Raw genomic sequence first — 12,561 nt, 5'->3', positions numbered from 1 at the left:
TGCAGAAAGCCTTTTTCAAACATACTCTAGTTCATAAAAAATACATAAAAAGTTCATAAAAAATATATAATAATATGGTACATATTAAATATCCGAGTCGAATATGTATAATGGTTATAGCGCGAAGGTTGCATCATGAACATGATGCGCAAAAGAGAATCCGGTGAGAGTCCGGAACGATGCCGTCACTGTGTAAGGGAACTGCTTCAGAGCCCACTGGGAAACCGGGAAGGGGGAGCAGTGTTGACCGAAGTCAGGAGAACTGCCTTGGCGTGGAATCTTAGGTCTGCGGTACACAGAACCTGTATTCTCATAACGATACATGAATATTTCCTGAATGTTTTTTGGAAGAAAAGTGTGTATATGAGAATGTGTGCAGTCGCAGAAAATGCGGCTGTTTTTATGCAATGGGAGATTGGTGATAGATTTCCCATGGGATTCTTTATACGTGATTCTATCCGGAAATACAAAAAAAAAGAGGAAAAAGAAATGAAAAGAAAATCTTTATTAGCAATCCTTCTTGCAGCTTCTATGGCAGCAAGCATGACAGCAGCAACAGCAACTGTTGCATTTGCAGAGACAGAGGAAGCAGCAGAGGAGACAACAGACGATGCTGAGACAGCTGATGATGCTGAGGCAGCTGACGATGCTGAAGCAGCTGATGATGCTGAGACAACAGACGATGCAGAAGCAGCTGATGACACTGCAGATGCAGATAAGGAAGCGGCTGATAAAGTAGCAGCACTTATCGATGCTATTTATGTTCAGGAGAGAACAGATGATACAGATGAGCAGTGCAAGGAAGCTAAAGAAGCATGGGATGCCCTTACAGATGCTCAGAAAGAGCTTGTAGAGGGAGAAGAGGCAAGTCCAGAGTATTTCGGACGTGACACAGGTGATGCTTCCAAGGATGATCCGCGTAATCAGGACGAGATCGGTGAGAATGAGCTTCTTGTAGTAAGCTTTGGTACTTCCTTTAACGACAGCCGTGCAGAGGATATCAAAGGAATCGAGGATGCTCTTGCAGAAGCATTCCCGGATTGGTCTGTAAGAAGAGCATTTACCGCTCAGATCATTATCAACCATGTACAGGCAAGAGATGATGAGAAGATTGATAACATGCAGCAGGCACTTGACCGTGCAGTAGCAAACGGTGTTAAGAATCTTGTAGTTCAGCCTACACATCTTATGCATGGTGCTGAGTACGATGAGATGGTAGAAGCTATTGATGCTTACAAAGATAAATTTGAATCTGTAGCAATCGCTGAACCAATGCTTGGTGAGGTTGGCGATGACGCTACCGTTATCAACGATGACAAAGCTGCTGTTGCTCAGGCAATCACAGATGAAGCTGTAAAAGAAGCTGGATATGACAGCATGGAAGCAGCTGCAGAAGATGGAACCGCATTTGTATTCATGGGACATGGTACTTCCCATACAGCAAACGTTACATATGATCAGATGCAGACCCAGATGGAGAAACTTGAATTCACAAACGCATTCATCGGTACTGTAGAAGGTGAGCCAGAGGATACAGCTTGTGATGAAGTTATCAATAAAGTAAAAGATGCCGGATTCAAGAAAGTAATCCTTCGTCCGCTTATGGTTGTTGCTGGTGACCATGCAAACAATGATATGGCTGGTGATGATGAGGACTCCTGGAAGAGCATGTTCGAGGCTTCTGGAGATTTCGATGAGATTGACTGCCAGATCGAAGGTCTTGGAAGAATTGACGCTGTTGAGCAGCTTTATGTAGCTCATACTCAGGCAGCTATTGATTCCATCGCGAAATAATTATCCTGGTATAAATTGTTATTGCAACAGAACAAAAGCAGCTGCTCCTACACTGTGGGGCAGCTGTTTGAGTAATAAAACAAATACGGCACACACAAGTGTACCGTAAATAAAGAAAAAGCAAGGAGAGTTATTATGAAACGTTCATTAGTCATTTTATTAACAGCTGTAAGTATTTCCGCTATGACAGCAGGAACTGCATTCCCGGCATTTGCAGAAGCCACAGAGGCTGAGGCAGAGGAAACCACAGATGGTGCAGAGAATGCCGCAGACAGCGAACTTGAAGACGGTGTTTATGGTGTAGAGTTTGACACAGACAGCAGTATGTTCCATGTAAATGAGGCTTGCAACGGAAGAGCTACCCTCACTGTAAAGGATGGTAAAATGACCGTTCATATTACTCTCGTTTCCAAGAATATTGAGAATGTTTTCCTTGGAACAGCAGAGGATGCACAGAAAGACGGTGCCGAACTGATTCAGCCTACTATTGATAAGGTAACTTACAGCGATGGCATGACAGAGGAGGTTTATGGATTCAATGTTCCAGTAGAGAAGCTTGATGAAGAATTTGACCTGGCAATCATTGGTAAAAAGGGCAAATGGTATGACCATAAGGTAAGCGTTACGGATGTGCAGGAGCAGACTGAGGAAGAAAAAAATGCAGTTGAGATCGGTGAGGAAGAGAAAAGCGAAGATGCTGATACAACTACAGATGCAGCTGCCGAGGAAGAGAATAAGGATTGATCAATAATCTGAAAGGGACATCACATGAGCGAAAACGGTTCATGCGATGTCCCTTTTTATATTTATTTTGTTTTGCCCTCACCGGCAAAATATTCTTTTGTCAGCTTCACAACTGTACCGGAAAGCAGGAACAAAGCAATCAGGTTGGGAATTGCCATAAGACCGTTAAATGTCTCGGCAATGCTCCACATCAGTCCAAGGTTGGCAGTTGCGCCAAGGATAGCAACCAGGGAATAAATAACCATAAAAGGTTTGATCACTTTTTCAGAGAACAGGAACTCGATGCAGCGGGCACCGTAAAGTCCCCATCCGACTGCTGTGGAAAAAGCGAAGCAGCACATGGCAACTGCTGTAAAAATGGATACCCAGCTTCCATATGTAGAAGTAAATCCAAGGATCGTAAGCTCTGCGCCAGCTGCTTTTCCATAATCAACAGCAACGCCGCTGCAAAGGATAACCAGTGCAGTCAGTGTACAGATCACGATGGTATCTGTAAAGACTTCGAAAATACCGAACATACCCTGTTTTACAGGCTTTTTGGTATCTGCACACGCATGGGCAATGGATCCGGTACCAAGACCAGCCTCGTTAGAGAAGATACCACGGGAAACACCTTTTTTTAAACTGGTGAACATACTTAAAACAATGCCGCCTGTTACAGCTCTGGGCTGAAATGCCCCTCTGAAAATAGAAGCGAATACAGCTGGTACATTCTGAATGTTCAGAAGGATAACTCCCAGTCCGAGAAGAATGTAAAGCAGAGCCATAAATGGGACCAGCTTTTCGGTGACATGGCCAATTCGTTTGATTCCTCCAAGAAGGATCATGGCGATCAGAATGGCAATTATGATTCCGATGATCAGGTTGGAAGTGGAAACGGCGCTTTCGCTGATCACGTTATAATTCAGCAATGCAGAATTGATCGCAGTGGTGATAGTGTTGACCTGTGTGGCGTTGCCGGTACCAAATACAGTGAGCACGCCGAATGCTGCGAACAGATAAGCCAGCCAATGCCATTTTTTGCTAAGCCCGTTCTTGATGTAATACATGGGACCGCCTACCAGTTCACCGTTGGCATTGATCTCGCGGTAGTGTACCGCCAGAGTAACCTCAGCATATTTGGTACACATGCCAAACAGTGCAGAAACCCACATCCAGAATATGGCTCCGGGACCGCCAATTGCGATAGCACCTGCTACACCGGCAATATTGCCAGTACCGACCGTGGCTGCAAGTGCTGTACACACTGCCTGGAAAGGCGTGATAGCACCGTCAGATGCGTCACGTTTGCGGAAAATACGTCCAAGGGTTGTTTTGATTGCGTAGGGGAATTTGCGGATCTGAAGAAAATTGGTGCGGATACTAAGATAAAGACCAACTCCGAAAATACAGACCATTGCAGGAACGCCCCAGATAAAATTATTTACAGCGGTGTTGATGGTTTCGATTATTTGCAGCATAAAATACCTCTCTGGAAGTTTTTTTGGATGTATGTGAACGGAACTTCTTCCATGTCACACACATTATTAAACTGGTGCAGCCAGAGCCTGTTTGAAAAATCATTCTTGCAATCTGCACGCCCGCTTTGTGGGAAATTTTGCTCGAATTCAGTTGCTGTAGCCTGCCACGGCGCCCTCATCCGAGCAAAAACTCCCACAAATTGTGACGCACATCTTGCAAAAAGCTTTTTTCAGATATGCTCTGGAGCTTCATTTATGTGAAGACATGACAACTACTGCACCATATTTAGCGGATAAAATTTGTCTTGATCTTATCTTCCGCCTGAGGAACTGCAATACCTGCCGCTTTCCCTGCTTCCAGGGATTTCAGAAGCCATGCCATATTGTTTCCAAGTGAGCGCATGATCTGAAGTCCTTCTTCATCCTGTGCAACTTCTGCAGGAGTATTTCCGTGAACCATGTTCCAGTAGTTAGCAGATACAACAGGCATTTCATGATAGCTGAAATATTTCTGAAGAACGTCTAAAGTAGCTGTGGTGCCGGCTCTTCTTGCAGAAGCAACTGCTGCAGCTGGTTTGTGGAGCATGTCTTTGCCTGCCATGGAGCAAAGCTTATCCATAAATTCAATGATCTGTCCGGATGGGGAAGCCCAGTATACCGGAGAACCAACTATAAGCGCATCTGCTTCTTTTAATTTCGCCGCGGCGGCTTTTACATTATCTGTATCCGGATTTCCAGCTTGGAAAATCTCAGTATCAATTCCATTATGATTCAGTGTTTTTGCCACTTCACTAAGTGCGGTGAACGTACAGCCTTCCTTGCGCGGGCTGCCATTTAAGAGTAAAACCTTCATGTTTTTCATCCTTTCTGAAGTAAGTTATATCAGACTGCGATAGCCGCAATCTGTATGCATCATCTCTCTAAAGCGGTAATGTATCTTCTTATTATACGATAGAAATAGTTGGATTTCAAGAGAATGGTTTTATTTTAAAAACACAATATGTTCACAATTTAAGATTATAATAAAAAATATTTGAACTATTCAGCAAATATTATTCCGCAAGGTATTTTATGTGAATCTGACTCACATAAAAATCGAAATCTTCGGCGCCCCACTTTGCGGTATATTTTGCCTGAATTGGTGAATGGTTATAAACATTTATTATGCGACAGAAAGGAAGTAGTAAGTGCTTCAGATCAAAGACATACACAAAGAATACAGAACAGGAAATTTGGTACAGCGTGCCCTGGACGGAGTGAGCCTTAGTCTTCGGGACAATGAATTTGTGGCAATTCTTGGTCCCAGCGGTTCGGGAAAAACCACTCTTCTGAATATTATTGGTGGTCTTGACCGGTACGATAGAGGCGATCTGATCATCAATGGGATTTCTACGAAAAAATATAAAGACAGGGACTGGGACTCTTATCGAAATCATACCATAGGATTTGTGTTTCAGAGTTATAATCTGATCCCACACCAGACAGTTCTTGCAAACGTGGAGCTTGCCCTTACCATTTCCGGTGTATCAAAAAGTGAGCGGAGACGCCGTGCAAAAGAAGCTCTGGAAAAAGTAGGCCTTGGTGCCCAGATCCACAAAAAGCCAAGTCAGATGTCAGGCGGTCAGATGCAGCGAGTGGCAATTGCCAGAGCACTTGTAAATGACCCGGAAATTCTTTTGGCGGATGAGCCAACAGGAGCCCTGGATTCAGATACCAGTGTACAGGTTATGGATCTTTTGCAAGAGGTCGCAAAGGAACGATTGGTAGTAATGGTCACCCATAATCCGGAGCTTGCTCAGCTTTATGCCACCAGAATCGTGACGGTAAAAGATGGGCGGATCCTTTCTGATACAGATCCGTTTGTGATAGACAGCGAGAGCATGGCACCTCCTGTTCACAAGAATATGGGAAAATCCTCCATGTCCTTTTTTACTGCACTTTCCCTTAGCTTTCAGAATCTGAAGACTAAGAAAGCCCGGACCTTACTTACTTCTTTTGCAGGCTCCATCGGTATTATCGGAATTGCGCTGATCCTTTCCATATCAAATGGTGTAGACAAATACATTACAAATATGGAAGAAGAAACACTTTCAGAATATCCGTTGCAGATACAAAGCACAGGAGTGGATCTTACCTCTATGATGATGGGAGCAGCCACAGCGCAGAGTGGGAAAAAAGATGGGGAAGTAGGAGTTGCCCAGATGGTGACTAATATGTTCTCCAAAATGAATTCCAATGATCTGGAGTCTCTGAAGGTTTACCTGGACAGTAATGAAAGCAGCATTTCCCAGTATGCAAATTCGGTGGAGTATACGTATTCTGTTTCTCCCCAGATTTTTCTGGAAAATGGAAAAAATATCCGACAGGTAAATCCGGACAAATCTTTTTCGGCTATGGGTTTGGGCTCTGGTTCCTCCAACAGCATTATGTCTTCTACCATGAGCACTGATGTTTTTCATGAAATGCCGGAAGATGCTGATCTTTATAAGGATCAATATGACGTGAAAGCGGGAAGATGGCCTGAAAATTATAAAGAATGTGTACTGGTGCTTACTTCACAGGGCGATATCAGTGATTTTCTCCAATACACTCTTGGGCTTCGGGACGGTAAGGAACTGGATGATATGGTTCAGAAATTTATGGCAGAAGAGGCAGTGGAAACGCCAGAAAACGAGGGTCCATACACCTATGATGAAATCCTGGGGAAGAAATTTAAGCTGGTAAACAGTACCGATTATTATGAATATGATGAAGAATATAAGGTCTGGAAGGATAAATCAGACAACAGCTCTTATATGAAAAAACTGGTGAAAAACGGAGAAGATCTGACAATTGTGGGAATTGTCCAGCCTGTGGAAGGTGCCACTGCTTCCATGCTCACTGCAGGAATCTGTTATACCCCGGAGCTTACCAAACATGTGATCGAGAAGGCTGCTTCCAGTGAAATTGTGAAGCAGCAGCTGGCGGATGAAAAGATAAATGTTTTTACCGGAGAGGAATTTGGAAAAGAAGACAATGAGAACAGTAAGTTTGACATGGAATCCCTTTTTTCCATTAACGCGGATGCCCTGCAGGAGGCCTTTCAGGTAGATCTCAGTGGATTTAATATGGACCTGTCCAGTCTTTCGGGGCTGTCCTCCGGATTGAATGTGGAAATGCCGGATATGCCTGACATGTCAGCTCTGGCTGGAAATATAAATCTGGATGAGAGCAGTATGCCGGATCTTTCCAAGCTTATCAAGCTGGATGACCTTGATCTGGATCTTTCCCATATGATTGATCCGGAAGAAATTCTGAAAAATCTTCCGGCAGACCAGGTTCCGGATATGAGTCAGGCGCTGAAGTCAGTGAAGTTTGATTTTACAGAAGAGAAGGTAACTGCTTTGCTGAAAGAGGTTCTTACTGGTTATCAGGAAAGCATTAAAGATAAACCGGAAGCAGATATGGATAAAATGCAGGCAGCATTGAAGCAGTATTTGACATCAAAAGAGATGAACGAACGTCTGTGCAAGGATCTGCAGGAGCTGGTGAAAAATAACGTGAACGTGGATATGTCTTCGGAAAAACTGATCGCAGTGGCTGTGGGGCTGATGAACCAGTATCAGGAGTATGCCAAGGCAAATGGTATCACCCAGACAGATGTGGCCAGCATTCTTGCCTTTTTAAGTCAGGGGGAAATCCAGCAGCAGATCAAAGAGGAAGCAGAGAATCTGGTTAAAAACAGCGTGACAGTGAATATTACCACAAAACAGATACGGGATCTTCTTATGCAGGACGTTGTAGCTGCTTATCCGGAGTATGCCAGGAATAATTCCCTTCCGGACCCGGCTAATCTGGGAACCTATTTTCTGGAATATATGCAGACAGAGGATGGGCAGAATCGTCTCATGAATGGACTTATGACTCTTGTGGATACCAGCGAGGTGCAGACGCAGTTTTCCCAGGCAATGGAAACTTACATGAAATCCATGATGACTTCTTTCACAGATGCGATCGCAAAGGGGATTGAGTCAAAATTCACAGAGATAATGGAACAGGTGGAAAAACAGCTTACGAAGGGAATCCAGACTGCTATGGAGCAGATGATTGGAAATATCAGCTCCGGTATGCAGGAGGCAATGCAGTCTGTGATGACCAGTGTATCATCGAGTCTTACTTCTGCCATGAGCCAGGCTATGAGCGGACTTGGCGGATTGGGAAGCGGCATGGGAAATATGGAAGATGCGCTTTCCATTAATCCGGAGGCTTTTGCAAAAGCAATTCAGATGAACATGAATGAGGACGACCTCTCAGAGCTCATGATGTCCCTGCTGTCATCTGAAAATTCTTCTTATGACGGAAATCTGAAAAAGCTTGGATATGCAGATCTAAATGTTCCTGGCGGAATTAATATCTATCCAAAGGATTTTGAAAGTAAATCAGAAATTGTAGGTATTCTGGATCAGTATAACGCGGATATGGAAGCGGCAGGAGAGGATGAGAAGGTGATCACTTATACGGATCTTGTGGGAACGCTGATGTCGTCAGTTACGAATATTGTAAATATTATCAGTTATGTTCTGGTGGCTTTTGTAGCGATTTCCCTTGTGGTTTCTTCCATTATGATCGGTGTTATCACGTATATCAGTGTTCTGGAGAGGAAAAAAGAAATTGGTATTCTAAGAGCGATTGGTGCTTCCAGGCACAACGTGTCACAGGTGTTCAATGCGGAGACGTTTATTATCGGATTTTGCGCAGGTGCTATGGGGATTGGAATTACATTGCTTCTTCTCATTCCTGCGAACAGCATTATCCGGTCACTGGCTGACGGAGTGAATGTGAAGGCGGCTCTTCCTCCTGTAGCAGCAGTAGTTCTGATCGGACTGATCGTGGTTCTGACTCTTCTTGGCGGACTGATCCCATCAAGAAAAGCTGCTAAAAGTGATCCGGTGACAGCGCTTCGAACTGATTAAAATAACAGAATTTGATGACTGATTTTGACCATCATTATAAAATACAGAAAAATGCAGGGTTCAGGTTGGGGCACAGCCTGATATCTGCATTTTTTTGTGATTTATGGATATTACTATTCGTACAGCCAATAGTAAATAACCGCTATATTGACCTGTCTGATCTGTCATATACTGCGCCAATGTGGCAGATACTTAATTTTCACTGTACTGGAGCGCGTCTGAAAAATCATTCCCGCAATCGGTACGCCCCACTGTGCGGTTTGTTGCGCCCGAATTGGGTTGCCGTAGCCTGCTACGACGCCCTCATCCGGACAAAATCTCCCACAAATTGTGACGTACATCTTGCAGAAAGCTTTTTTGAACATGCTCTGGCACATCGTTGCATATAAAAAATCAAAAACAGTCAAAATAATTCATATTTGTGCAATTGTAATAAATCATAAGTGAAAATCTTGTGAAAAAGATTGATTGACTTTGACTGTATATGAAAGTATAATAAGCACAACAAATCAAAAACAAGCAAAAATAAGCAGGAGGCAGAAATGATTTACACTGTGACTTTTAATCCGTCACTGGATTACATCGTGTCGGTAGAGAACTTCCAGCTTGGTCTTACCAATCGAACCAGTTCGGAGATGCTTTTGCCGGGAGGCAAGGGAATTAATGTTTCTACAGTTCTTATGAATCTGGGAATTGAGAGTACAGCCCTTGGATTTACAGCCGGATTTACCGGAGATGAGATTATCAGACGTCTTGAGGAGATGGGTGTGAGGAATGGTTTCATCCAGGTAGGGGAAGGCTTTTCCAGAATCAATCTGAAGCTGAAGAGTATAGACGGTACAGAAATCAATGGACAGGGACCGAAGATCGGAACTGATAAGGTGGATCTGCTGATGAAGCAGTTAGGAGAGCTTGGACAAGGCGATGTACTTTTCCTTTCCGGAAGCATTCCATCATCCATGCCGGATGATGCCTACCAGAAGATCATGGCTATGCTGGACGGCAGAGGCGTAAGAATCGCAGTGGACGCGACGAGAGATCTTCTGATGAAGGTTCTCCCCTATCATCCATTTCTTATTAAGCCAAATAACCATGAACTTGGTGAGATCTTCGGCGTAGAACTGAAAGACCGCCAGTCCGTGATCCCATATGGTAAGAAACTCCAGGAGATGGGAGCTGTGAATGTACTGATTTCCATGGCAGGAGAGGGCGCGGTCCTTATTGCTGAGAATGGAGACGTTTATGAGGAGCCTGCACCGAAAGGCAAGCTGATCAATGGTGTTGGAGCCGGAGACTCCATGGTTGCCGGATTTATGGCAGGATATATGGAGAAGCAGGATTATGAATATGCGTTCCACATGGGAATCGCAGCTGGAAGTGCCAGTGCGTTTTCTGAGAATCTTGCTACCAGAGAAGAGATTGAAGCTGTATATCAGCAGATCACAGGAAAGGATCAGGAGGAAAGGAAGAAATGAGGATCACAGATTTACTGGACGTAAGAAGTATTTCGTTAAATGCTGCCCCAGCAGATAAGTCTCAGACTCTGGATGCAGCGGTTTCCCTTATGACCAGAAGTGGCAAGATTAATGATGAGGAAGCGTACCGTAAGCAGGTCTATGCCAGAGAGGAAGAAAGTACTACAGGAATCGGGGAGGGAATCGCCATTCCTCATGGTAAATGTGATGCAGTAGAGAAACCAGGACTTGCCGCTATGGTGATCCCGGGAGGGGTTGACTTTGACTCTCTTGACGGAGAGCCGGTTACCTTGCTGTTTCTTATTGCTGCGCCAAATACAGAGGATAATGTTCATCTGGATGTGCTCAGCAAGCTTTCCATGATGCTGATGGATGAGGACTTTACCAAGAGCCTTCGTGCAGCGAAGACACCAGAGGAATTTCTTGCGATCATTGATCAGGCAGATGAGGAGAAGAAGAGCGTAGATGAGCGTCTGGCCGATATGGGAGAGGCTGAAGCGGATCAGTTTAAGATTCTGGCTGTTACTTCCTGTCCTACAGGAATTGCCCACACCTACATGGCAGCAGAAGGAATTGAGAAGGCTGCCAAGGCGAAGAACTGTTTTGTGAAAATTGAGACAAGAGGCTCTGGCGGAGCCAAGAATGTGCTTACAGAGCAGGAGATTCAGGATGCAGACTGCATTATCGTTGCGGCCGATGCCCAGGTTCCCATGGATCGTTTCGATGGCAAGAAAGTGATTCAGCGTCAGGTTTCTGATGGAATCAATAAGGCTGATGAGCTTGTAGAGCTTGCCATGTCTGGAAACGTACCGGTTTATCACAGCGGAAATGCATCAGCCTCATCACAGAGTCAGAATAAGGCCGGCGGCAGTGTGGGACACAAGATTTACACCCAGCTGATGAATGGTGTTTCCCATATGCTTCCGTTTGTAGTTGGCGGTGGTATTCTGATCGCCATTGCCTTTTTGATCGATGGTCTTATGGTAGATATGAATGCCCTGGATGTAGCCGAGCGCTCTAATTTTGGGTCTATTACTCCGGCGGCAGCTATGTTCAAACAAATCGGTGATGTGGCATTTGGTTTTATGCTTCCGGTTCTGGCGGGATTTATTGCCATGGCAATCGGTGACAGACCGGCACTTGCACTTGGCTTTGTGGGTGGAATGATGGCACACAGCGGAACTTCAGGTTTTCTTGGTGCTCTGGTAGCTGGTTTTGCAGCAGGATATATTATTCTGGGACTTCGTAAGGTATGTGAGAAGCTTCCGGAAGCCCTTGAGAAGATTGCGCCGGTTCTGATTTATCCGGTTGTTGGTATTCTGATCATGGGACTTCTGATGCTGTTTGTTGTAGAGCCCATCATGGGGGGTATCAATACAGCACTGAATAACGGACTTACCTCCATGGGAAGCTCCAGTAAGATCATTCTTGGACTGATCCTTGGCGGAATGATGGCAATCGATATGGGTGGCCCGTTTAACAAGGCAGCATATGTATTTGGTACTGCAGCGATTGCAGCTGGTAACTATGATATTATGGCAGCCGTTATGGTTGGTGGTATGGTTCCGCCATGCGCCATCGCACTTGCTACACTTCTTTTTAAAGACAGATTTACGAAAGAAGAAAGGGAGTCTGGTCCTACCAACTTTATTATGGGACTTGCCTTTATCACAGAGGGAGCCATTCCTTTTGCAGCAGCCGACCCGCTTCATGTGCTTCCGGCATGTATTGTGGGATCTGGTCTTGCAGGTGCAATGTCCATGGCATTTGGCTGTACCCTGATGGCACCTCACGGTGGAATCTTCGTAGTTCCGGTTATGGGAAATGCAGTGCAGTATGTGAGTGCACTGGTAGTGGGAACTGTTGTTTCCGCAGTGCTCCTGGGAGTTCTGAAAAAGAAAAATGCCTGACAATGGATGTTCAAACAGGCTCTAATATTGGCTGCGGAATGAATGGTAACTCATGTCTGGAAAAGATATGCAGGTATAATCGTGTTATTGTGAAGGTCATGAACAGTAACATAATCGTGAATAGTGATTGACACAGAATGTGAAATCAGATATAAAGAAATCAAATAATAAGAAAATCAATAGAGACCAAAGATAAAAAGAAAAATGGAGCATTCCTGTTAAGTAA

The 12,561-nt window shown here is 44.5% G+C and carries 8 protein-coding genes, 2 pseudogenes and 1 riboswitch; of the genes and pseudogenes, 7 read left to right on the top strand and 3 right to left on the bottom strand.

The genetic code is table 11. The annotated features are described in order from the left end of the window. The first annotated feature begins 108 nt into the window (after positions 1–108). A riboswitch (cobalamin riboswitch) is annotated at positions 109–284 on the top strand. Between the two features lie 205 nt (positions 285–489). Further along, positions 490–1,794, top strand: coding sequence for a sirohydrochlorin cobaltochelatase (locus PGQ38_RS18250; protein ID WP_270432998.1), 1,305 nt, complete (start codon positions 490–492; stop codon positions 1,792–1,794). Between the two features lie 135 nt (positions 1,795–1,929). Next, positions 1,930–2,538: a hypothetical protein gene (locus PGQ38_RS18245; protein ID WP_226838095.1), complete on the top strand. Its 609-nt coding sequence runs from the start codon at positions 1,930–1,932 to the stop codon at positions 2,536–2,538. A 62-nt stretch (positions 2,539–2,600) separates the two neighbouring features. On the opposite strand, the gene PGQ38_RS18240 is transcribed toward PGQ38_RS18245, so the two are convergent. Further along, entirely contained in the window at positions 2,601–3,998 is a 1,398-nt protein-coding gene (locus PGQ38_RS18240; RefSeq protein ID WP_148461886.1) for an alanine/glycine:cation symporter family protein, read from the bottom strand. A gap of 27 nt (positions 3,999–4,025) precedes the next feature. On the opposite strand from PGQ38_RS18240, the pseudogene PGQ38_RS20250 reads away from it, so the two are divergent. Further along, positions 4,026–4,184: pseudogene (locus tag PGQ38_RS20250) on the top strand (DUF6783 domain-containing protein); the annotation flags it as partial. 100 nt (positions 4,185–4,284) lie between these two features. Here the strand turns inward: PGQ38_RS20250 and PGQ38_RS18235 are convergent. Further along, positions 4,285–4,851 (bottom strand): flavodoxin family protein, encoded by a 567-nt coding sequence (locus PGQ38_RS18235; RefSeq protein WP_118579516.1) that lies wholly within the window; start codon positions 4,849–4,851, stop codon positions 4,285–4,287. Positions 4,852–5,185: 334 nt separating this feature from the next. On the opposite strand from PGQ38_RS18235, the gene PGQ38_RS18230 reads away from it, so the two are divergent. After that, complete coding sequence (locus PGQ38_RS18230; RefSeq protein ID WP_270432996.1) at positions 5,186–8,950, top strand: ABC transporter ATP-binding protein/permease; 3,765 nt, start codon at positions 5,186–5,188, stop codon at positions 8,948–8,950. A 164-nt stretch (positions 8,951–9,114) separates the two neighbouring features. Here PGQ38_RS18230 and PGQ38_RS20245 read toward each other — a convergent pair. Further along, positions 9,115–9,252: pseudogene (locus PGQ38_RS20245) on the bottom strand (DUF6783 domain-containing protein); the annotation flags it as partial. Between PGQ38_RS20245 and PGQ38_RS20240 the strand changes: the two are divergent. From PGQ38_RS20240 to PGQ38_RS18220, 3 genes are all read left to right on the top strand, one after another. After that, on the top strand, positions 9,211–9,339 hold the full coding sequence (locus tag PGQ38_RS20240; protein WP_334304081.1) for a DUF6783 domain-containing protein: 129 nt from the start codon (positions 9,211–9,213) through the stop codon (positions 9,337–9,339). The pseudogene PGQ38_RS20245 and the gene PGQ38_RS20240 sit on opposite strands and share 42 nt — an antisense overlap. Positions 9,340–9,492: 153 nt before the next feature. Then, entirely contained in the window at positions 9,493–10,425 is a 933-nt protein-coding gene (gene pfkB, locus PGQ38_RS18225) for a 1-phosphofructokinase (RefSeq protein WP_148461884.1), read from the top strand. Then, positions 10,422–12,335, top strand: a complete 1,914-nt coding sequence (locus tag PGQ38_RS18220; protein ID WP_118579525.1) for a PTS fructose transporter subunit IIABC — start codon at positions 10,422–10,424, stop codon at positions 12,333–12,335. The genes pfkB and PGQ38_RS18220 overlap by 4 nt, the downstream gene beginning before the upstream one ends. The last annotated feature ends 226 nt before the right edge of the window (positions 12,336–12,561 follow it).

This window comes from Blautia faecis, from assembly GCF_027662325.1.
GTDB classification, from domain to species: domain Bacteria; phylum Bacillota; class Clostridia; order Lachnospirales; family Lachnospiraceae; genus Blautia_A; species Blautia_A faecis.
This window is presented reverse-complemented; position numbering and strand designations above follow the sequence as displayed.